The following is a 20,189-nucleotide window of genomic DNA, read 5'->3' on the forward strand; positions in this document are numbered from 1 at the left end:
AACAGAAACGACTATGAGCGCAATGACCCTTGATTTACCTCGCCGCTTTCCGTGGCCAACGCTGCTGTCCGTGGCTATCCACGGTGCCGTTGTGGCGGGGCTGCTTTATACCTCGGTACATCAGGTTATTGAACAGCCTTCTCCGACGCAGCCGATAGAGATCACAATGGTGGCGCCGGCCGATCTTGAGCCGCCTCCGGCGGCGCAGCCTGTCGTGGAGCCCGTTGTTGAACCCGAACCTGAGCCGGAGCCAGAGGTAGCGCCTGAACCGCCGAAAGAGGCGCCGGTGGTGATCCATAAACCGGAACCTAAGCCGAAGCCCAAACCTAAACCCAAGCCTAAGCCGGAGAAAAAGGTTGAACAGCCGAAGCGGGAAGTGAAGCCGGCAGCAGAGCCGCGTCCGGCCTCGCCGTTTGAAAACAACAATACGGCGCCGGCGCGTACAGCGCCAAGTACCTCGACCGCAGCGGCTAAACCCACCGTTACTGCTCCGAGCGGCCCGCGGGCGATCAGCCGCGTTCAGCCGTCCTATCCGCCGCGCGCTCAGGCGCTGCGCATTGAAGGGACGGTACGGGTGAAGTTTGACGTTTCGCCTGATGGCCGCATTGATAATCTGCAGATCCTCTCTGCTCAGCCGGCGAATATGTTCGAACGCGAGGTGAAAAGCGCGATGCGCAGATGGCGTTATGAGCAGGGAAGACCGGGTACCGGCGTAACGATGACCATCAAATTCCGCCTGAACGGCGTCGAGATTAACTGATAAAACGCTGCGGCGGACCGGCAAGGTCCGCCGTGAAGCTTGTTTAACGCATTTTCTCCATCAATACATCATCCAGCGCCTGCTGGGCCGTTACCAGGTGCTGGCCGCCAAACAAAATCGCTCTGTTCAGCAGAGTATAAAGCTGATAAATCGGCTGACGATCGAGAAAACCCGACGGCAGAGGCGAAACGGACTGATAGCCGTCATAGATTTGCGGGGGCTGTTCCGGATGCATCGGCAGCATGGCTAAATCGCACTCGCGGTCGCCCCAGTAGCAGGCGGGATCGAATATATAGGGGCCATCCGGCCCTAAGGCGCAGTTGCCGGACCACAGATCCCCGTGCAGCAGCGAAGGCTGCGGCTGATGGTTGGCCAGTCGCTGCTGTACCATATCGACTAAGGTATCGATATCGCCAAAGTGCAATCCCTTCTCCGCCGCGAGCTCCAGCTGCCAGCCGATACGCTGCTCGGCAAAAAAAACCGACCAGCGACGCTGCCAGGCGTTGGGCTGCGGCGTGGTGGAAAGATCGTTATCAAAATCCAGACCGAACTGCGGCTGATCGCTCCACTGATGGAGGTGGGCTAGCTGCTGGCCAAGCAGAAACGCATTGTGCGCATCCAGCGGACGGGGAGGGAGGTACTCCATGACCACGAAGCTATAGTCGCGATCGCTGCCGACGGCAAAGACCTGCGGTACGCGAACGGTTTTGCTTCGCGACAGCAGCTCCAGCTGATCGGACTCGGCGGTGAAGATAGGCAGAAGTTCCCGTTCGTCGCATTTCACGAAGTAATCTTTCCCGCCGAAGCGTAAATGCCAGGCGGAATGGATCTCTCCACCGGGCAGCTCGGTTTTCAGTTCGATTTCAGCGTCTTCGGTATGCCAATCGCGTAAAAGAGTACTGATTGCTTGCCACATGCTGTCTCTCCCCATGTTTTCCACCATATCATAAGGTTAGCGCATTACTACCGGGTAAACCTGGAACTGACGCACAACTGACGCTTTCCGTTGCGCTAAACGCACTTATTGAGCTTTTAACCACTCGGCGAATGTGGCCACAGCGATTTCCGCCGGGCGGCCAAGGGCCGCTTCCGCCAGGCCGGCGCTGAGGGCCTTAACTTCCTCGGCCGTCTGGCCGCTCAGCAGGCCGAAGGTGTTGGTACCCAGCTCATGGGGCGAGCCCTCTTCATCATTGAGCGTCAGTACAAACCCGGCACGGGTAAAATGGTTGCTGACCTCATTGATCTCCGTCAGCGCCTGTTCATGGAAGGTCACGCTGACGACCCAGGCGGTAATTTCATTACTCATCTCTACACCCCGTTGTTATGCATGGCCTTTCCAGCATAGACCATCCTGCTTATATTGTGATTCCCCTCCGCCGGCGCGGAGGGGGCAGGGAAGATCAACGCCCGCAGAGATAATCATAGATTTTTTGCGTATTGGCCCGCGAGCAGAGGCGGGTGCCCTGGTTGATGGTCGCGGCGCTACCGGCGGCGACGCCAAAGCGTACCATGTCTTCAAGGCTGGCGTTTTCCGCCAGACGCAAGGTCATGGCGCCCACCATGCTGTCGCCAGCGCCGACGGTGCTCTGGCTTTTCATCGGTGGCGGCACTACCTGAACGCTGCCGCTGGCGTCCACGCCTAATGCCCCCTGCGGACCCAGGGAGACCACCACCCGGCGCACTTTACCGGACTGGATCAACGACTGAGCGGCAAGGCGCACGTCATCGGGTTGGCTGAGATCGCGCTGCACGAGGGCGCTAAGCTCTTTCTGGTTCGGTTTCACCAGCTCAATATTGCCGACGTCCAGCGCGGCGGCCAGCGCATCGCCAGAACTGTCAATGATGCAGCGCAGTCCCTGCTGTTGCGCATTTTTCACCAGCTGCATCAGGTTATCGACGCTAATACCTGGCGGCAGGCTGCCGCTGACCACCAGCAGAGAGCCGGGTTCGATAGTCAGAACCTTCTCTTCCAGACGGCGGAATTCATCGTCCGTCAGTGCCGCGCCGGGCATAACGAAGCGATACTGTTCGCCGCTGGCGGCCACGTGGACGTGCAGGTTTTGCCGCGTCCAGTCGCGGGTTTCGACGGTCTCGACCGGCACCTGCTCATCGGCCAGCAGGGCGGCAAGATGCTCGCCGGTAGCGCCACCGACCGGGAAAATGGCGGTGGCTTTGCCGCCGAGAAAGGTCACGGCGCGGGCCACGTTGATCCCGCCGCCGCCAGGTTCAAATACCGGCGCGCTGCAGCGAAGTTTGCCTTCCGGGTAGATCTGTGGGGTTTGCGTGGCGCTATCCAGCGAGGGGGCCAGCGTGAGCGTGTAAATTTTGGTCATTCCTTCTCCTCCTTAATACGGCGACTGTCGTTAATTTAAGCATGGCACGATGACTCGGGGAGGGAAAGTCCAGTTCCTGACAGTTTTGCAAAGATGCCTCTATTTTCATTATGAAATAAAGATTGTTTCCGGAGCTGTCTTATTCAAAAAACGAAAGAGTAAGTGATTGCTATGTTATTCGTGCTTTTTTATAATTTGCTACCTTTCTTAGGACCTGCACTCCGCGATCCTCGCGAAAGTTTCCGGGACCCTCAGGTCTCTTTTATGTTGTACGGACGCTAAATTCAATGAGCCGGCGAGATTATGCCTGTTCATCATTTGTACTGTCCTAAAAAAATGTATTTTAGAGAGTTATAATGAAGCTTTTAAAGACAGTACCCGCAGCGGTTATGCTGGCGGGGGGGCTTTTTGCGTCTGTTGGCGCAATGGCCGATGATTCTGTATTTACCGTCATGGATGACCCTTCCGCTGCCAAAAAACCGTTCGAAGGGGTGGTTAACGCAGGCTACCTGGCGCAGTCCGGCAACACCAAGAGCTCTTCGATGACGGCGGATTCCACCCTGACCTGGTATGGTAATACCACCGCCTGGTCGCTGTGGGGCAACGCCAGCAACACGTCGTCCAATGATGAGCGATCCTCAGAAAAATATGCTGTCGGCGGACGTAGCCGCTACAACCTGACCGATATGAACTATGTCTTTGGTCAGGGTAGCTGGCTAACAGACCGCTACAACGGCTATCAACAGCGCGATGTTGTGACGGCGGGCTATGGTCGTCAGATCCTCAACGGGCCGGTGCACAGTCTGCGGTTTGAATTTGGTCCTGGCGTTCGCTATGACGAATATACCGACGGGGATACTGATACCCAGCCGCTGGGTTATGCTTCGGGTACCTGGGCCTGGCAGATGACCGATAACGCCAAATTTTCGCAAGGGGTATCGGTGTTCGGCGCCGAGGACACCACGGTCAACTCAGAGAGCGCGTTAAACGTGGCGATTAACGCCCATTTCGCCCTGAAGGTCGCCTACAACGTGACCTGGAACTCTGAGCCGCCTGCGTCTGCGCCGGAGCATACCGATCGCCGGACCTCGCTCTCCCTCGGGTATAAGATGTAATATTTCAGGCCGGGTTTTCCCCGGCCTGTTCGTTTTGGTTTTAGCAATTAGTGATATTATTTTTTCTGGCCGTTCGTTTTACTTTTTGTAAAAAGGAAATAGCCCTCCATTTTTTCTCCATTATTCACGAGCGCCTGACAAATATTCATTCTATTTGACACAAATAGCTAAATATTCGACGGACAAATATGTGATCTGGATCTATACTAACAACCACTGACCGGAGGGCGACATTGCCCGGTCTGTTTTCCGTAATAAGAGAATTAACATCATGAAAAACAATCGTTATACCATCGCAGCCCTGGCGCTGTGCGTGCTTTCTTTTGGCGCATCAGCCGCCACGCCCGTTCCGCCATCGGGTCATCAGGATCATACCCAGGTAGGTATCGCCAAAGCCTCTGACGTTGAGGCTGGTTCGAATATTGCGCCCGGCGCCCCTACCACCGGAAAATCCATGAACGACGCCTTTAATGTGCATACGCTGGTGGCCGGCGAGTGGTCTTAATATTGCAGGCTATCGTTTCGCGAGCGGTCTAATAAGCCGGGTTAAGTGGTACCGGTTTAATGGCCCGCGGTATACATTCAGCAGGCAATATCTCCACGTCTCTTTTATCATGTCCGAATAATATCGTCCGGCGCCATTGGCCAATATTACCGCGCCACATCGCTTATATTCTGCTTTTTTATCCGTGGCCCTCTTGTTTTCTCCGCATTCCGCCATCATTTATGCTGTCGCGGCTTTAATCACGTACCAATGATGTGTAAACTACTCCCCGGTGTTATCAGCAGGCGGTTGCAGGGGGGAGCGATCGTTCCGGTCGTGCTCCTATTTTCGCAGAGTGAAGCGGGAACTGCGCCTTAACCTGATGATAATTATGATTATATAGTTTTGTATGTGCTCTTTCGTGCGGGGCACCACTGCAAATAAGGACATAAAATGCCTGTAATTACGCTTCCTGATGGCAGCCAACGCCATTTTGACCACGCAGTGAGTCCGATGGATGTCGCGCTGGATATCGGTCCAGGCCTGGCGAAAGCCACCATTGCCGGGCGGGTAAACGGTGAACTGGTAGACGCCTGTGACCCGATCGAATCCGATTCCACTCTCTCTATCATCACCGCGAAAGATGAAGAAGGGCTGGAGATCATTCGTCACTCCTGCGCGCACCTGTTAGGCCATGCCATCAAACAGCTGTGGCCCAACACCAAAATGGCTATCGGTCCGGTTGTCGATAATGGTTTCTACTATGACGTAGACCTCGACCACACCCTGACCCAGGAAGATATCGACGCGCTCGAAAAACGTATGCATGAGCTCGCCGAGAAAAACTACGACGTTATCAAGAAGAAAGTGAGCTGGCATGAAGCGCGTGAAACCTTCGTGAAACGCGGCGAAAGCTATAAAGTTTCTATTCTTGATGAAAACATTGCCCATGATGACAAGCCTGGCCTGTATCATCATGAAGAATATATCGATATGTGCCGCGGTCCGCACGTACCGAACATGCGCTTCTGCCATCACTTTAAGCTGATGAAAACCGCCGGAGCCTACTGGCGCGGCGACAGCAACAATAAAATGTTGCAGCGTATCTACGGCACCGCGTGGGCAGATAAAAAAGCGCTGAATGCCTACCTGCAGCGTCTGGAAGAAGCCGCCAAGCGTGACCACCGTAAAATCGGTAAGCAGCTCGACCTGTATCACATGCAGGAAGAGGCGCCGGGGATGGTGTTCTGGCACAATGACGGCTGGACCATCTTCCGTGAACTGGAAACGTTTGTTCGTTCTAAACTGAAAGAGTACCAGTATCAGGAAGTAAAAGGTCCGTTCATGATGGACCGTGTGCTGTGGGAAAAAACCGGCCACTGGGACAACTACAAAGATGCGATGTTCACCACCTCTTCTGAGAACCGTGAATACTGTATCAAGCCGATGAACTGCCCGGGTCACGTGCAGATCTTCAACCAGGGGCTGAAATCCTACCGCGACCTGCCGCTGCGTATGGCGGAATTCGGTAGCTGCCACCGTAACGAACCGTCTGGCGCGCTGCATGGTCTGATGCGCGTGCGCGGCTTTACCCAGGATGATGCGCATATCTTCTGTACTGAAGATCAGGTTCGCGATGAAGTGAACGCCTGTATTCGTATGGTCTACGATATGTATAGCACCTTTGGCTTCGAGAAGATCGTCGTCAAACTGTCGACTCGCCCGGAAAAACGTATCGGTAGCGACGAGACCTGGGATCGCGCGGAAGCGGATCTGGCGGTGGCGCTGGAAGAAAATAACATCCCATTTGAATATCAACTCGGTGAAGGGGCGTTCTACGGCCCGAAAATTGAATTTACCCTGTATGACTGCCTCGATCGTGCATGGCAGTGCGGTACCGTACAGCTGGACTTCTCTCTGCCGCAGCGTTTAAGCGCCTCCTATGTGGGCGAAAACAACGAGCGTCAGGTGCCGGTCATGATTCACCGTGCGATTCTCGGTTCTCTGGAGCGCTTCATTGGCATCCTGACCGAAGAGTTCGCAGGCTTCTTCCCAACCTGGATTGCACCAGTGCAGGTAGTGGTCATGAATATTACCGATTCTCAGGCTGAATACGTTAACGAATTGACGCGTAAACTACAAAATGCGGGCATTCGTGTAAAAGCAGACTTGAGAAATGAGAAGATTGGCTTTAAAATTCGCGAGCACACTTTACGTCGTGTCCCGTATATGTTGGTCTGTGGCGACAAAGAAGTCGAAGCCGGCAAAGTGGCCGTGCGCACCCGTCGCGGGAAAGACCTCGGCAGCATGGACGTAAATGAAGTGATCGAGAAGCTGCAACAAGAGATTCGCAGCCGCAGTCTTCAACAACTGGAGGAATAAGGTATTAAAGGCGGAAAACGAGTTCAAACGGCACGTCCGAATCGTATTAATGGCGAGATTCGCGCCCAGGAAGTTCGCTTAACAGGTCTGGAAGGTGAGCAGCTGGGAATTGTGAGTCTGAGAGAAGCTATCGAAAAGGCTGAAGAGGCTGGAGTAGATTTAGTTGAAATCAGCCCTAACGCCGAGCCGCCAGTTTGTCGTATCATGGACTACGGCAAGTTCCTTTATGAAAAGAGTAAGTCTTCTAAGGAACAGAAGAAGAAGCAGAAAGTTATCCAGGTTAAGGAAATTAAATTCCGCCCTGGTACTGATGAAGGTGACTATCAGGTAAAACTCCGCAGCCTGATTCGCTTTCTCGAAGATGGCGATAAGGCCAAGATCACGCTGCGTTTCCGCGGTCGTGAGATGGCCCACCAGCAGATCGGTATGGAAGTGCTTAACCGCGTGAAAGACGATCTGGTTGAACTGGCAGTAGTCGAATCCTTCCCAACGAAGATCGAAGGCCGCCAGATGATCATGGTGCTCGCTCCTAAGAAGAAACAGTAAGGCCATCAAGAAACATTTCCGGTGGGCTTCGGCTCACTGGTTTTGTTCGCCTTTGTTTCGTTTATTAACAATGCGAAGTGGAAGTTATTAAAATGCCAAAAATTAAGACCGTACGCGGTGCTGCTAAGCGCTTCAAAAAAACCGGTAAAGGTGGTTTTAAGCACAAGCACGCTAACCTGCGTCACATTCTGACTAAAAAAGCTACCAAGCGTAAACGTCACCTGCGTCCGAAAGCCATGGTTTCCAAAGGCGATCTGGGCCTGGTTATCGCGTGCCTGCCGTACGCATAAGTCGTTAACGTTTAACTTTTTTAACTTAGAATAGATACAGGAGAGCACACATGGCTCGCGTAAAACGTGGTGTAATTGCACGTGCACGTCACAAGAAAATTTTGAAACAAGCTAAAGGCTACTACGGTGCGCGTTCTCGCGTATACCGCGTTGCCTTCCAGGCTGTTATCAAAGCTGGTCAGTACGCTTACCGTGACCGTCGTCAACGTAAACGTCAGTTCCGTCAACTGTGGATTGCACGTATCAACGCAGCAGCACGTCAGAACGGTATTTCTTACAGCAAATTCATCAATGGCCTGAAAAAAGCCTCTGTTGAAATCGACCGTAAGATCCTGGCTGACATCGCTGTATTCGACAAAGTAGCGTTCACCGCTCTGGTCGAAAAAGCGAAAGCAGCTCTGGCATAAGCCAGTTGAAAGAGGGAGCTTGTCTCCCTCTTTTCGTTTCAACACCATCAATACATTGACTTTTATCGGCGCAGGCTTTTCAATACAGCTCTGACGTTTCTTACCAGACAAGGTAATGCAAGCATGAATGCTGCTATTTTCCGCTTCTTTTTTTACTTTAGCACCTGAACTCAGGGGGCTTGCGCGTGAAAGAAGAAACGGAAAACAGCGCCAGAAAGCCTCCCCTGTGGAGGCTTTTTTCGTATATGGATTCGGAATATTAATTTCACTATAACCGGTGTCTGCACCGACATAATGAGGAAAACCATGTCACATCTCGCAGAGCTGGTTGCCAGTGCCAAGGCAGCCATTAACGAGGCATCAGATGTTGCTGCGCTGGACAACGTCCGCGTGGAATACCTGGGTAAAAAAGGGCATCTGACCCTGCAAATGACCACCCTGCGTGAGCTGCCGCCGGAAGAGCGTCCGGCAGCCGGTGCGGTCATCAACGAGGCGAAAGAGCAGGTGCAGCAGGCGCTGAACGCGCGTAAAGCTGAACTGGAAGGCGCAGCGCTGAATGCGCGTCTGGCCGCAGAGACCATTGACGTCTCGCTGCCGGGTCGCCGCATTGAAAACGGCGGCCTGCATCCGGTTACTCGCACCATCGACCGTATTGAAAGTTTCTTCGGTGAGCTCGGCTTTACCGTGGCGACGGGCCCGGAAATCGAAGACGATTACCACAACTTCGATGCGCTGAATATTCCGGGTCACCATCCGGCGCGCGCTGACCACGACACTTTCTGGTTCGATGCCACTCGCCTGCTGCGTACGCAGACCTCCGGCGTGCAGATCCGCACCATGGAAAACCAGCAGCCGCCTATCCGTATTATCGCGCCGGGCCGCGTCTATCGTAACGACTACGATCAGACCCACACCCCGATGTTCCATCAGATGGAAGGTCTGATCGTTGATAAAAATATCAGCTTCACCAACCTGAAAGGGACGCTGCACGACTTCCTGAACAACTTCTTTGAAGAAGATCTGCAGGTCCGCTTCCGTCCGTCCTACTTCCCGTTCACCGAACCGTCTGCGGAAGTTGACGTAATGGGTAAAAACGGCAAATGGCTGGAAGTGCTGGGCTGCGGGATGGTGCACCCGAACGTGCTGCGTAACGTGGGTATCGATCCGGAAGTCTACTCCGGCTTCGCCTTCGGCATGGGCATGGAGCGTCTGACCATGCTGCGCTATGGCGTCACCGATCTGCGCGCGTTCTTCGAAAACGATCTGCGTTTCCTCAAACAGTTTAAATAAGGGCAGGACAGAACAATGAAATTCAGTGAACTGTGGTTACGCGAATGGGTTAACCCGGCGATCGACAGCGAAGCGCTTTCCGATCAGATCACCATGGCGGGCCTCGAAGTAGATGGCGTTGAGCCGGTCGCCGGCAGCTTCAACGGCGTCGTTGTCGGGGAAGTGGTGGAGTGCGGTCAGCACCCGAACGCCGACAAACTGCGCGTCACCAAAGTCAACGTCGGCGGCGAACGCCTGCTGGACATCGTCTGCGGCGCGCCAAACTGCCGTCAGGGGCTAAAGGTCGCGGTAGCCACCATCGGCGCCGTGCTGCCGGGCGATTTTAAAATCAAGGCCGCGAAGCTGCGCGGCGAGCCGTCTGAGGGGATGCTGTGCTCCTTCTCCGAGCTGGGTATTTCCGACGACCATAGCGGTATCATCGAGCTGCCGGCAGATGCGCCCATCGGCACCGATATTCGCGAATACCTCAAGCTTGACGATAACACCATCGAAATCAGCGTCACGCCAAACCGCGCCGACTGCCTGGGCATCATTGGCGTGGCGCGCGATGTCGCTGTCCTGAACAAAGCCCCGCTGAACGCGCCGGAAATCACGCCGGTTGCCGCGACGATTGACGACGTGCTGCCGATTCAGGTTGACGCGCCGCAGGCTTGCCCGCGCTATCTGGGGCGCGTGGTGAAAGGTATCAACGTCAAAGCGCCGACGCCGCTGTGGATGAAAGAGAAGCTGCGCCGCTGCGGGATCCGCTCCATCGACGCGGTGGTTGACGTGACCAACTATGTGCTGCTTGAGCTGGGCCAGCCGATGCACGCCTTTGACCGCGACCGTATTGAAGGCGGGATCGTGGTGCGCATGGCGAAAGAAGGGGAAACCCTGGTCCTGCTCGATGGCTCTGAAGCAAAGCTCGACAGCGACACGCTGGTCATTGCAGACCATAACAAAGCGCTGGCGATGGGGGGGATCTTCGGCGGGGAACACTCCGGCGTTAACGACGAAACCCAGAACGTGCTGCTGGAATGCGCGTTCTTCAGCCCGCTGTCCATTACCGGCCGCGCGCGCCGTCATGGCCTGCACACCGATGCCTCTCACCGCTATGAGCGCGGCGTCGATCCGGCCCTGCAGTATAAAGCGCTGGAGCGTGCAACCCGTCTGCTGATCGACCTCTGCGGCGGTGAAGCCGGCCCGGTCATTGACGTTACCAGCAAAGAGAATCTACCAACACGCGCCACCATTACGCTGCGTCGCAGCAAGCTGGATCGCCTGATTGGCCACCATATCGCTGACGCGCAGGTCACCGACATTCTGCAGCGCCTCGGCTGCGAAGTGACGGTTGGCGAGGGCGAATGGCAGGCGGTTGCGCCGAGCTGGCGTTTCGACATGGAGATCGAAGAAGATCTGGTTGAAGAAGTGGCTCGCGTTTACGGCTACAACTACATTCCTGACGAACCGGTGCAGGCGGGTCTGATCATGGGAACCCACCGCGAAGCGGACCTGTCGCTGAAGCGCGTGAAAACGCTGCTGAACGACAAAGGCTATCAGGAAGTGATCACCTACAGCTTCGTCGATCCGAAAGTCCAGCAGCTGATCCACGCCGGGGAAGAGGCGCTGATCCTGCCAAGCCCGATCTCCAGCGAAATGTCGGCGATGCGCCTGTCGCTGTGGACCGGCCTGCTGGGCACCGTGGTCTACAACCAGAACCGTCAGCAGAGCCGGGTGCGCATCTTTGAGAGCGGCCTGCGCTTTGTGCCGGACACCAATGCGCCGCTGGGCATTCGTCAGGATGTGATGCTGGCCGGGGCGATCTGCGGCAACCGCTACGAAGAGCACTGGACACTGGCGAAAGAGACGGTCGATTTCTATGATCTGAAAGGCGATCTGGAAGCCGTTCTGGATTTAACCGGAAAATTAGCGGATATCGAATTCCGTGCTGAAGCGACCACCGCGCTGCATCCGGGACAATCCGCAGCGATTTATCTTAAAGGTGAACGCATTGGTTTCATTGGGGTTGTTCATCCTGAGCTGGAACGTAAACTGGATCTGAACGGTCGCACTCTGGTGTTCGAACTGGAGTGGAACAAGCTCGCAGACCGCGTGGTGCCTCAGGCGCGCGATATTTCCCGCTTCCCGGCGAACCGTCGCGACATCGCGGTGCTGGTCGCGGAAAACGTGGCTGCCGCCGATGTTTTAGCCGAATGTAAGAAAGTTGGCGTAAATCAGGTAGTTGGCGTAAACTTATTTGACGTGTACCGTGGTAAGGGTGTGGCGGAAGGGTATAAGAGCCTTGCGATTAGCCTGATCCTGCAGGATACCAGCCGTACACTCGAAGAAGAGGAGATTGCCGCTACCGTTGCCAGATGTGTAGAGGCATTAAAAGAGCGATTCCAGGCATCATTGAGGGATTGAACCTATGGCGCTTACAAAAGCTGAAATGTCAGAATATCTGTTTGATAAGCTTGGGCTTAGCAAGCGGGATGCCAAAGAACTGGTCGAGTTGTTTTTCGAAGAGATCCGTCGTGCTCTGGAAAACGGAGAACAGGTCAAACTCTCCGGGTTCGGCAACTTCGATTTGCGGGATAAAAACCAACGCCCGGGACGTAACCCGAAGACGGGGGAGGATATTCCCATTACAGCCCGGCGCGTGGTGACCTTCAGACCCGGTCAGAAGCTGAAAAGCCGTGTCGAAAACGCGTCGCCGAAAGACAAATAATCTGAACTAATTAAAAAGGCCGCATTGCGGCCTTTTTCTTTTCTGTCAATCTTTACGCTTTGACGGCGGTGAGCATGATCTCCACCAGGATTTCTGGTCGCGCCATCTCCGCCTGCACGGCCGCTCGCGCCGGGCTATAGCCTTCCGGCATCCATTGCACCCACACCTCATTGAATGCGGCAAAGTCACGCTCGATATTTTTCAACCAGATCTGCGCGGAGAGAATGTGCTGCTTATCGCTCCCGGCTGCGGCCAGCAGCGCGTCGATCTTCTCCAGTACTTCACGGGTTTGTAAAACGATATCGTCTTCATTGCTTTTTGGCGTCTGCCCGGAGAGGAACAGCAGATCGCCATACGCAACGCTGGCGGCAAGACGAGGTTGTGGATTATTGCGAATAATTGTCATGCGGTTTGTTTCCATGTGAGACCTTCTAAAGAAATGTCTGGCATCTGATTGTCGATTAACGCGCCCAGCACCACCGCGCTGCCGGCGGCGAGAGTAAAGCCGAGGCTACCCTGGCCGAGGTTCATCCACAGGTTGGGGTAGCCGGCGCGACCCAGCATCGGCGGGCCGGCTGGCGTTGACGGGCGCATGCCGGTCCAGACTTCGGCCTTGTCCAGCCCCTCCAGTTCAGGAAAGCTGCGGGCGACGATGTTTTTCAGCGCCTGAATGCGGCTTTCGCGCAGTTCGTCGCCGTCGTAGCCGATGTCCACCATCGCCGCGATACGCAGCTGTTGGCCAAGGCGGGCATAAACGATTTTGTGCCCGTAGTCGGTGACGCTGATGTCAGGGGCAATACCTGCTTTTTCAGGATAGGGCAGGGTCAGGCTGTACCCCTTCAGGGCGCACAGCGGCACGCGAACCCCCAGATGCCCAAGCAGAGAACCACTGCCGTTACCGGCGGCGACGACATACTCATCGCCGGTGAGGGTCCCCTGACTGGTCTCCAGGCTGCTGATGCGTCCCCCGCGCTTATGGAGTCGCCGCACCTCACACTGGGTCAGCAGGCTAAAGTCGCTGCTGGCATTGAGCTTGTCGAGCAGGGCAAGGCAGAACTGATGACAATCTGCCGTTTCATCGCCTGGCGAATAGATTCCGCCCTGCAGAGAAGGACTAATATGTTTGAGCGCCGGCTCCAGCTGCAGGCAGGCTTCAGCATTCAGCGCCTGCTGATACTGAGGATCAATCCCTTTTGCTGCTTTATTAAAATCATATTCGCGACGATGGATAATTAATTTTCCGCTGCGCCGCCAGTGGAAATCGGCAAGATTATCCTCATCCCGCCACGCCTGCATGACCTGACGGCTGAGCAGCGACAGGCGTAAAATATGGTCGCCATTCATTTTATTGGTCTGGTTATTACAGGCGCGCAGAAACTGCAGCAGCCAGCGCCACTGCTGGAGAGACATCCTGAGACGCATATTCAGCGGCGAATCGGCTTTGCCCATCCATTTCATTCCCTGCAGGGGAACGCCGCTGTCGGCAAGGGGGGCGACGTAGCGGTAACTTAATTGTCCGCCGTTGGCAAAACTGGTGGCGCTGCCCGGTTCGGCATTGCGCTCCAGTAATTGCACCTGATGGCCGCGCTTGATCAGTTCCCAGGCCGTGGCCAGACCGACCACGCCGCCGCCGATAATGACAATGCGTTTGTTCATAACCCGATATATCCACCGCTGATAAATTTATCGGGTTATGTCAAAGCATTTACCCCAGCGGCGCAATTGACTTTTTATGGTCAGGGTATAACCGCAGGTTAATCTCCTTGAGCTGCTGGCGCAGACGCTGGCAGAGAAAATCGACGAACTTTTGCGCCATCGGGCTCAGGGAAACGTCGGCCCGGCGTAACAGACAGAGGTTAATCGCCATCGGCGGCGTAATGGGATGGATCATCTCCGGGGCCAGGTTGTGCTGGGCGGAGAAGATATCTGTGATGCTGCAGCCCATGCCGCGCTTCACGAACTCGGTGGCCATATAGTAGGTCTGGACGTTTAGCCGGGTGGTGGAAAAGTCGCGACGGGTGGCGATGGCGGCAGAGAGCGAGTGCGGTCCCGGCGAGATCCAGCGCTGCTGGTCGATCTGGTCGATCTCCACCGCCCCCTGACGATAATGACGGTCGATGTACACCAGCGGTACTTCGGCAATCAGGGTGGTCAGGATCTCTCCCTGCTGCACCGGCTGTAGCGTCAGCGCCAAATCTATCTCGCGCAAATCCAGTTTTTTGACCAGCGTCTCGGTGTGCTCGGTAGTGAGCGTCATCACCAGGTTGCTGTTTTGCTGATAAAAGTCGGTCACCAGCTCCGGCACCAGGCTTAACCCCAGGCTTGGCAGACAGCCTAAAGTGATCTTGGCGCGCGGATCGCGAGCCAGGTTGTCGGCCAGCAGGCGCAAGTTGTCCAGGTCCTGATAAATGCTCTGCGCTTTTTCGAAAAGTGTGATCGCCTCGCTGGTCGGCAGCAGCTTGCCGCGCACCCGCTGAAACAGGGTAAAACCCAGCCTCATTTCGGCGCTTTTTAACGCTTTGCTGGCCGCGGGCTGGGAGATATTGAGCGCTTCCGCCGCCCGCGATAAAGAGCCGCAGGTCATGACGGCATAGAAGATTTCCAGATGACGCAGTTTCATGAACAGTTAACTCAAGGTTATAGCCTACCGATAAAAAGTCATTTTCTACTAACACTAAGTTAACATAGATTTAATCACCAATCAGCGCATCGGTTACATCTTGTGCTGTAGACCCCGCCCAATGGCGGCATATTACGCTCTCAGAATCGTTTCCTTTGTACCCAAACAAACCCTCAGGCCGCGGCCAATCAATAATGAAAAAGAGGGAGGATATTTTCTGAGCAGGCCCCCATACACCACCTGACCATCATGGTCGGATTGATTGGCATTAAGGAGTGTTATGAGTGACTCAACGCTCACAGGCAATGCGCCTGTCAGACGAAATATCACGCGGAAAAACGTTATTATTGGTCTGTTATTGCTGCTGTTCGTGTTGATCGCGCTGTGGTGCCACGGTCGACCAGGCAGCGAGCTTGGCCTGCTGGGATTTACGCCGCTGGTGGCGCTAGCGATATTATCGCTGATCGGCGTTGATATTGTGCTGGCGGTCATCTCCTCGATTATTATCGCCATGATAATGACCTCGACCGGCCTGCCGGAAATGGGCACGATGCTGGCGAAATCCACCGGGTCATTTATTGCCACCGTTGGGCTTATCATTATGCTCGGCGCCGGCGTGGGGGAAGTGGCCACCCGCACCGGCGCAGCGGTTGAGCTGGTAAAATTTGTCGTCCATCGCATCGGGTTGTCGAGTCAGACGCGGGTGAAATTCGGCATTGTGGCGTCATCGATTTTAATTTGCGGTTCGCTGGGCACTATGGCCGGTGGCAATGCCATTATCGTGGCAGTAATCATTCCGGTGGCGGCAGCGGTACGCTTGACGCCGCCAACGGTCGCCGCGCTGATGATGACCGCCGGTTCCGTTGGGCTGTTTACCGGGCCTTTCACCCCCAGTACCGTGACGATCCTCAGCCTCGGTGGGTTGAGCTATCCGGACTATCTGCTGTACGTTGGTCTGCCGATGAGCGCGGTCACGCTGCTGGCCGGCTGGGTAATGGCGGGACGGATCCAGAAGATGACCGAAGGCAAACTGCGCTATGACGTCGATCTCGCGGAAAAGCCGCAAGAGGATCTCAGCGCCGCGCAGCAGCGTCGGCGTAAATTAAGCGCGCTGGCCTTCGCGGCGACCATCATCGTGATGGCGATCGTTGGCGTGGTGATTAAAGCCGGCTTCAGCTTCGCGATAATCGTGATGCTGCTGGTGGCCCTGATGACCGGCCTGGTAGGCGGCCTGCGACCGACGCAGATCCTTCAGGCACTGTATCACGGCTGCGGCCGCCTGGTATGGATGTTTATTCTCTACTGGCTGTACAACCCGATCCTTGAGCTGATGGATGGCCTGCACGCCTATCAGGGGCTGCTGGAGTATACCCAACCGCTGCTGGAGGGGATCTCCCCGGCCTGGCTGTGCTTTAGCATCTTCGCGTTCAATATTATCGGCCATGTGCCCGGTGCGGCGGTGGCCCAGATGACCTTTACTCATAAAATCTTTGGCCCGATGCTGATGGCCGCCGGCGTGCCGCCCCAGGGGACCACCGCCGTGCTGCTGGCCTCATCCCAGGTGGACTGGTTCGGGCCGTTTCCCTCATCAGATATGTTCGGCCAGATGGGGCTGGCGCAGTCTACTCATCTGAAATATATGCTCTATAACGGCTGGGCAATCGTGGTGGCGAACATCATTCTCTTTGCGCTGCTGTTTCAGATTCTGGTGTGACGAACGACCGCAGACGCGGAGGAGATTTTCCTTCGCGTCGACGAACGGGCGCGAGGTTTTCCTTTTCTCACCGCGACAGCCACCGTAAAATCAGCCTCTTGTTCCCCCTGCGTAATGGAATCTATGCTGACTCTCGCCCATCTTCAACAGCGCCGCAGCCGGCGTTGGCTCTTCGGATTAACGCTGTTGCTGCTGGTCACCCTGCTGATCAGCCTGTGCGCGGGGGAGCAATGGATCCCGCCCGGCGAGTGGCTCAGCGCCAAAGGTCAGCTGTTTATCTGGCAGATCCGCCTGCCGCGAACCCTGGCGGTGCTGCTGGTGGGGGCGGCGCTGGCGCTCTCCGGGGCGATTATGCAGGCGTTGTTTGAAAATCCTCTGGCGGAGCCGGGGCTGCTGGGGGTCTCCAACGGCGCGGGCGTCGGGCTGATTGCCGCCGTCCTGCTGGGCAAAGGAGTCTTGCCCGGCTGGGCGCTCGGCCTGTGTGCCATCTTTGGCGCGCTGCTGATCACTTTTATTCTGCTGCGTTTTGCCCGCCGCCATCTGTCTACCAGCCGTCTGCTGCTGGCGGGGGTGGCGCTGGGGATCATCTGCAGCGCCCTGATGACCTGGGCAGTCTACTTCTCCACCTCTTTTGACCTGCGTCAGCTAATGTACTGGATGATGGGCGGGTTTGGCGGCGTCGACTGGCAACAGCTGTGGCTGATGATAGTCCTCCTGCCGGTGCTCTGCTGGGTCTGTCTGCAGTCGCAACCCCTGAATTTACTGGCGCTGGGCGAAGTCTCCGCTCGTCAGCTTGGGCTGCCGCTGTGGCTGTGGCGCAAATTACTGGTGGTGGCGACCGGCTGGATGGTCGGCGTTAGCGTGGCGCTGGCGGGGGCGATTGGCTTTATCGGTCTGGTGATCCCGCATATTCTGCGGCTATGCGGCTTGAGCGATCACCGGGTGTTGCTCCCGGCCTGTATGCTGGCCGGGGCAAGCGCCTTGCTGGGGGCGGATATCATTGCCCGGCTGGCGCTTTCCGCCGCAGAGCTGCCGATTGGCGTGGTGACGGCGACACTGGGCGCGCCGGTCTTTATCTGGTTGCTGCTGCGTTCGCGGGGGCGGGGATAGCGCGGCGCCGTCGGCAGGGACGGCGCCGGTTCAGGCTTACCAGCCTTTGATCGCGTCGCCTTTGTAGACTTCCTTCGCTTTTTCCGCGACTTCGCTGGTCTGGAAGGCGGCTTTTAATTCCTGAATTTTCTTGCTGTCCTTATTATCCTCGCGGGCGACTATCGCATTCACGTATGGGGAATCCGGCCCCTCCATAAACAGACCGTCGCGGGCGGCCGACAGGCCCGCCTGGGCGGAGAAGTTGGTGTTAATGATTGACAGGCTGACGTTCGGATCGTCAAGGGTACGGGTCAGCTGCGGGGTATCCACTTCAACAATTTTCAGCTGTTTCGGATTGTCGATGATATCCAGCGTGGTGGGTAAATAGCCGACGCCCGGTTTCAGCTTGAGTAACCCCTGCGCCTGAAGCAGCAGCAGGCTGCGGCCCAGGGTGGTGGTTTCATTAGAGATGGTCACCGTCGCCCCTTCGGGCAGTTCGCTGATATTTTTGATCCGGTGAGAATAGGCGGCGATAGGGAAGACAAAGGTTTTACCGACCACCGCAAATTTATAGCCGCGCTCTTTCGACTGCGCCTCAAGGTACGGCAGGGTCTGGAAGGCGTTGGCATCGACATCTTTGTTGTTCAGCGCTTCGTTGGGCAGCACATAATCATTGAAGGAGACCACTTCGACATCGAGGTGGTATTTATCCTTCGCCACCTGCTCCACCACTTTCCAGATGGCTTCGTCCGGCCCGGTATTGATAGCGACTTTTACTTTATTATCTTCATCCGGGGAGCAGGCGCTCAGCAGGGCGACAGAGGTGGCGATTAACGCCAGGCTAAACAACTTCTTCATCACTAAAACTCTCTTAAATTAACAAGTAACGAAACCATATTACATTCATGGAACACTGTACACGGAAATGGTCGACGGCCCAATTGAGAGGATTTCATGTTGCCGGCGGCCAGCGAAGCGCTGTTACATCATGCGACAACTCGGGGGGAATGGCAGTAGAATGGCGGGCGCTGAATCCGCTACAGTAGAAAGGGATCACCTTCACCGGAAACCGGTTTATCCATTGAGGACAGGCTATGCAACATGACATTCTGAATACCGAAGTGACGACCATTGATGGCGAGAAAACTACCCTGGCATCCTTTGCCGGCAAGGTGCTGCTGATCGTCAATGTGGCCTCGAAATGCGGCCTGACGCCGCAGTATGAGCAACTCGAGGATCTGCAAAAGCAGTTTGCCGCCGAGGGCTTCAGCGTGCTGGGGTTCCCCTGCAACCAGTTCCTCGGCCAGGAGCCGGGCAGTGAAGAGGAGATTAAGACCTTCTGCAGCACCACCTACGGCGTCACCTTCCCGCTGTTTAGCAAAATTGACGTCAACGGCGAACATCGCGCGCCGCTCTATCAAAAACTGATTGCCGCCGCGCCGAAAGCGGTGGCCCCGGAAGGCAGCGGTTTTTATGAGCGGATGGCCAGCAAAGGCCGGGCGCCGCTGTATGTGGACGACATTCTGTGGAACTTCGAAAAATTCCTCGTCGATCGCCAGGGCAACGTCATTCAGCGCTTCTCTCCGGATATGACGCCGGACGATCCGCAGCTGGTGGCGGCGATTAAAGGAGCGCTGGCGCAATAATGTCGTTTCTGATGCAGCTACAGGATGTAGAAGCGGCGGGGCGCCTGGCCCCGTTTTCTGCGGCCTTTCGCGCCGGGGAGATTGTCCATCTGGTGGGGCCGAACGGCGCAGGGAAGAGCACGCTGCTGACCCGCATGGCGGGGCTGTCCGACGGCCCCGGCACGGTTCATTTTAACGGCCGGCTGCTTGACGAGTGGCCGGCGAGGGAGCTGGCGCGCCGTCGCGGATATCTGAGTCAACACCAGACCCCGCCGTTCGCCATGCCGGTATGGCACTACCTGGCGCTGCATATGCAGCAGCAGGGTGATAGCGCCCGTCTGAGCGATATCGCGGCCAGGCTTGGTCTGGACAATAAGCTGGGCCGTCCGGTCAATCAGCTGTCGGGCGGCGAGTGGCAGCGCGTGCGGCTGGCGGCAGTGATCCTGCAGATCGATCCCTTGAGTAATTCCGCGGGTCAGCTGCTGCTGCTGGATGAGCCGATGAACAGTCTGGATGTGGCCCAGCAGGCGGCGCTGGATCGGCTGTTACACGAGCTGAGCGCGGCGGGGATTGCGGTGGTGATGAGCAGCCACGATCTCAACCATACCCTGCGCCACGCCGGTCAGAGCTGGCTGCTCTGCCAGGGGGAAGCCATCGCCTGCGGGGAGACCGCCGAGGTGCTGAATGAGGAAAATTTAACCGCCGCCTATGCGATCCCGTTCCAGCGCGTTGAGGTGGCCGGTCATATTATGCTCATCGCGTCACAGTAGCACGCAGTTATCTTGTCACTATATTGATAAACAAGCTAAATTATTGCGATAAAGAGA

22 protein-coding genes and 1 other annotated feature are annotated in these 20,189 nt (G+C 56.1%); of the genes, 15 read left to right on the top strand and 7 right to left on the bottom strand.

Annotated elements, in window-relative coordinates; genetic code table 11:
- Positions 1-13: 13 nt before the first annotated feature.
- On the top strand, positions 14-760 hold the full coding sequence (gene tonB, locus HMPREF1024_RS22770; RefSeq protein WP_004200270.1) for a TonB system transport protein TonB: 747 nt from the start codon (positions 14-16) through the stop codon (positions 758-760).
- A 43-nt stretch (positions 761-803) separates the two neighbouring features.
- Here the strand turns inward: tonB and HMPREF1024_RS22765 are convergent, their stop codons facing one another.
- The 3 genes from HMPREF1024_RS22765 to pfkB form a co-directional block, all read right to left on the bottom strand.
- Positions 804-1,676, bottom strand: coding sequence for a fructosamine kinase family protein (locus HMPREF1024_RS22765; RefSeq protein ID WP_002910036.1), 873 nt, complete (start codon positions 1,674-1,676; stop codon positions 804-806).
- 105 nt (positions 1,677-1,781) lie between these two features.
- Entirely contained in the window at positions 1,782-2,066 is a 285-nt protein-coding gene (ghoS, locus tag HMPREF1024_RS22760; protein WP_004200268.1) for a type V toxin-antitoxin system endoribonuclease antitoxin GhoS, read from the bottom strand.
- 94 nt (positions 2,067-2,160) lie between these two features.
- A complete protein-coding gene (gene pfkB, locus HMPREF1024_RS22755; RefSeq protein ID WP_004145382.1) occupies positions 2,161-3,093 on the bottom strand; it encodes a 6-phosphofructokinase II in 933 nt (310 codons plus the stop codon).
- 356 nt (positions 3,094-3,449) lie between these two features.
- Here pfkB and HMPREF1024_RS22750 point away from each other — a divergent pair, with 356 nt between their 5' ends.
- The 10 genes from HMPREF1024_RS22750 (at position 3,450) to ihfA (ending at position 12,314) form a co-directional block, all read left to right on the top strand.
- On the top strand, positions 3,450-4,208 hold the full coding sequence (locus HMPREF1024_RS22750; RefSeq protein ID WP_002910030.1) for a YdiY family protein: 759 nt from the start codon (positions 3,450-3,452) through the stop codon (positions 4,206-4,208).
- A gap of 271 nt (positions 4,209-4,479) precedes the next feature.
- Entirely contained in the window at positions 4,480-4,713 is a 234-nt protein-coding gene (locus HMPREF1024_RS22745) for a hypothetical protein (RefSeq protein WP_002910028.1), read from the top strand.
- Positions 4,714-5,145: 432 nt separating this feature from the next.
- A complete protein-coding gene (gene thrS / locus HMPREF1024_RS22740; RefSeq protein WP_002910026.1) occupies positions 5,146-7,074 on the top strand; it encodes a threonine--tRNA ligase in 1,929 nt (642 codons plus the stop codon).
- Positions 7,075-7,077: 3 nt separating this feature from the next.
- Complete coding sequence (infC, locus tag HMPREF1024_RS0125575; RefSeq protein WP_004189469.1) at positions 7,078-7,620, top strand: translation initiation factor IF-3; 543 nt, start codon at positions 7,078-7,080, stop codon at positions 7,618-7,620.
- Positions 7,621-7,712: 92 nt separating this feature from the next.
- Complete coding sequence (rpmI, locus tag HMPREF1024_RS22735) at positions 7,713-7,910, top strand: 50S ribosomal protein L35 (protein WP_001124225.1); 198 nt, start codon at positions 7,713-7,715, stop codon at positions 7,908-7,910.
- A 50-nt stretch (positions 7,911-7,960) separates the two neighbouring features.
- The gene (gene rplT / locus HMPREF1024_RS22730; protein WP_000124850.1) at positions 7,961-8,317 is read left to right on the top strand and encodes a 50S ribosomal protein L20; all 357 of its coding nucleotides are present in this window, start codon (positions 7,961-7,963) and stop codon (positions 8,315-8,317) included.
- 118 nt (positions 8,318-8,435) lie between these two features.
- Positions 8,436-8,560, top strand: a sequence feature (Phe leader region).
- A complete protein-coding gene (pheM, locus tag HMPREF1024_RS31065) occupies positions 8,441-8,485 on the top strand; it encodes a pheST operon leader peptide PheM (protein ID WP_001386830.1) in 45 nt (14 codons plus the stop codon). It overlaps the preceding feature by 45 nt.
- A gap of 63 nt (positions 8,561-8,623) precedes the next feature.
- Positions 8,624-9,607 carry a phenylalanine--tRNA ligase subunit alpha gene (gene pheS / locus HMPREF1024_RS22725; RefSeq protein WP_002909105.1) on the top strand — a complete coding sequence of 328 codons (984 nt, stop codon included), beginning with the start codon at positions 8,624-8,626 and terminating at the stop codon, positions 9,605-9,607.
- A 15-nt stretch (positions 9,608-9,622) separates the two neighbouring features.
- The gene (gene pheT, locus HMPREF1024_RS22720; protein WP_009307607.1) at positions 9,623-12,010 is read left to right on the top strand and encodes a phenylalanine--tRNA ligase subunit beta; all 2,388 of its coding nucleotides are present in this window, start codon (positions 9,623-9,625) and stop codon (positions 12,008-12,010) included.
- Positions 12,011-12,014: 4 nt separating this feature from the next.
- Entirely contained in the window at positions 12,015-12,314 is a 300-nt protein-coding gene (gene ihfA, locus HMPREF1024_RS22715; protein ID WP_002909098.1) for an integration host factor subunit alpha, read from the top strand.
- A 52-nt stretch (positions 12,315-12,366) separates the two neighbouring features.
- Here ihfA and HMPREF1024_RS22710 read toward each other — a convergent pair whose 3' ends face one another.
- The 3 genes from HMPREF1024_RS22710 to HMPREF1024_RS22700 are packed head-to-tail and all read right to left on the bottom strand — an operon-like array spanning position 12,367 to position 14,934.
- Positions 12,367-12,720 (bottom strand): RidA family protein, encoded by a 354-nt coding sequence (locus HMPREF1024_RS22710; RefSeq protein ID WP_002909094.1) that lies wholly within the window; start codon positions 12,718-12,720, stop codon positions 12,367-12,369.
- The gene (locus tag HMPREF1024_RS22705; protein ID WP_323740343.1) at positions 12,717-13,982 is read right to left on the bottom strand and encodes a D-amino acid dehydrogenase; all 1,266 of its coding nucleotides are present in this window, start codon (positions 13,980-13,982) and stop codon (positions 12,717-12,719) included. Before HMPREF1024_RS22705 ends, HMPREF1024_RS22710 begins: the two co-directional genes overlap by 4 nt.
- Positions 13,983-14,019: 37 nt before the next feature.
- Positions 14,020-14,934: a LysR family transcriptional regulator gene (locus HMPREF1024_RS22700; RefSeq protein WP_004189476.1), complete on the bottom strand. Its 915-nt coding sequence runs from the start codon at positions 14,932-14,934 to the stop codon at positions 14,020-14,022.
- A 280-nt stretch (positions 14,935-15,214) separates the two neighbouring features.
- On the opposite strand from HMPREF1024_RS22700, the gene HMPREF1024_RS22695 reads away from it, so the two are divergent.
- Both HMPREF1024_RS22695 and btuC read left to right on the top strand, forming a co-directional pair.
- Positions 15,215-16,648 (top strand): gluconate:proton symporter, encoded by a 1,434-nt coding sequence (locus HMPREF1024_RS22695; protein ID WP_004148738.1) that lies wholly within the window; start codon positions 15,215-15,217, stop codon positions 16,646-16,648.
- Between the two features lie 123 nt (positions 16,649-16,771).
- Positions 16,772-17,758, top strand: coding sequence for a vitamin B12 ABC transporter permease BtuC (gene btuC / locus HMPREF1024_RS22690; RefSeq protein ID WP_009307609.1), 987 nt, complete (start codon positions 16,772-16,774; stop codon positions 17,756-17,758).
- Positions 17,759-17,794: 36 nt separating this feature from the next.
- Here the strand turns inward: btuC and HMPREF1024_RS22685 are convergent, their stop codons facing one another.
- Positions 17,795-18,595, bottom strand: a complete 801-nt coding sequence (locus tag HMPREF1024_RS22685; protein WP_002909085.1) for a MetQ/NlpA family ABC transporter substrate-binding protein — start codon at positions 18,593-18,595, stop codon at positions 17,795-17,797.
- Positions 18,596-18,831: 236 nt separating this feature from the next.
- Between HMPREF1024_RS22685 and HMPREF1024_RS22680 the strand changes: the two genes are divergently transcribed.
- The gene (locus tag HMPREF1024_RS22680) at positions 18,832-19,383 is read left to right on the top strand and encodes a glutathione peroxidase (RefSeq protein WP_004898898.1); all 552 of its coding nucleotides are present in this window, start codon (positions 18,832-18,834) and stop codon (positions 19,381-19,383) included.
- The gene (gene btuD / locus HMPREF1024_RS22675) at positions 19,383-20,132 is read left to right on the top strand and encodes a vitamin B12 ABC transporter ATP-binding protein BtuD (protein ID WP_002909083.1); all 750 of its coding nucleotides are present in this window, start codon (positions 19,383-19,385) and stop codon (positions 20,130-20,132) included. Before HMPREF1024_RS22680 ends, btuD begins: the two co-directional genes overlap by 1 nt.
- Positions 20,133-20,189 lie beyond the last annotated feature (57 nt).

Source organism: Klebsiella sp. 4_1_44FAA (assembly GCF_000238715.1).
Lineage (GTDB): Bacteria > Pseudomonadota > Gammaproteobacteria > Enterobacterales > Enterobacteriaceae > Klebsiella > Klebsiella pneumoniae.

Coding starts and splice junctions, on each gene's coding strand:
- tonB (WP_004200270.1), top strand. CDS start 14: ATGAGCGCAATGACCCTTGATTTACCTCGCCGCTTTCCGTGGCCAACG.
- HMPREF1024_RS22765 (WP_002910036.1), bottom strand. CDS start 1,676: ATGTGGCAAGCAATCAGTACTCTTTTACGCGATTGGCATACCGAAGAC.
- ghoS (WP_004200268.1), bottom strand. CDS start 2,066: ATGAGTAATGAAATTACCGCCTGGGTCGTCAGCGTGACCTTCCATGAA.
- pfkB (WP_004145382.1), bottom strand. CDS start 3,093: ATGACCAAAATTTACACGCTCACGCTGGCCCCCTCGCTGGATAGCGCC.
- HMPREF1024_RS22750 (WP_002910030.1), top strand. CDS start 3,450: ATGAAGCTTTTAAAGACAGTACCCGCAGCGGTTATGCTGGCGGGGGGG.
- HMPREF1024_RS22745 (WP_002910028.1), top strand. CDS start 4,480: ATGAAAAACAATCGTTATACCATCGCAGCCCTGGCGCTGTGCGTGCTT.
- thrS (WP_002910026.1), top strand. CDS start 5,146: ATGCCTGTAATTACGCTTCCTGATGGCAGCCAACGCCATTTTGACCAC.
- rpmI (WP_001124225.1), top strand. CDS start 7,713: ATGCCAAAAATTAAGACCGTACGCGGTGCTGCTAAGCGCTTCAAAAAA.
- rplT (WP_000124850.1), top strand. CDS start 7,961: ATGGCTCGCGTAAAACGTGGTGTAATTGCACGTGCACGTCACAAGAAA.
- pheS (WP_002909105.1), top strand. CDS start 8,624: ATGTCACATCTCGCAGAGCTGGTTGCCAGTGCCAAGGCAGCCATTAAC.
- pheT (WP_009307607.1), top strand. CDS start 9,623: ATGAAATTCAGTGAACTGTGGTTACGCGAATGGGTTAACCCGGCGATC.
- ihfA (WP_002909098.1), top strand. CDS start 12,015: ATGGCGCTTACAAAAGCTGAAATGTCAGAATATCTGTTTGATAAGCTT.
- HMPREF1024_RS22710 (WP_002909094.1), bottom strand. CDS start 12,720: ATGACAATTATTCGCAATAATCCACAACCTCGTCTTGCCGCCAGCGTT.
- HMPREF1024_RS22700 (WP_004189476.1), bottom strand. CDS start 14,934: ATGAAACTGCGTCATCTGGAAATCTTCTATGCCGTCATGACCTGCGGC.
- HMPREF1024_RS22695 (WP_004148738.1), top strand. CDS start 15,215: ATGAGTGACTCAACGCTCACAGGCAATGCGCCTGTCAGACGAAATATC.
- btuC (WP_009307609.1), top strand. CDS start 16,772: ATGCTGACTCTCGCCCATCTTCAACAGCGCCGCAGCCGGCGTTGGCTC.
- HMPREF1024_RS22685 (WP_002909085.1), bottom strand. CDS start 18,595: ATGAAGAAGTTGTTTAGCCTGGCGTTAATCGCCACCTCTGTCGCCCTG.
- HMPREF1024_RS22680 (WP_004898898.1), top strand. CDS start 18,832: ATGCAACATGACATTCTGAATACCGAAGTGACGACCATTGATGGCGAG.
- btuD (WP_002909083.1), top strand. CDS start 19,383: ATGTCGTTTCTGATGCAGCTACAGGATGTAGAAGCGGCGGGGCGCCTG.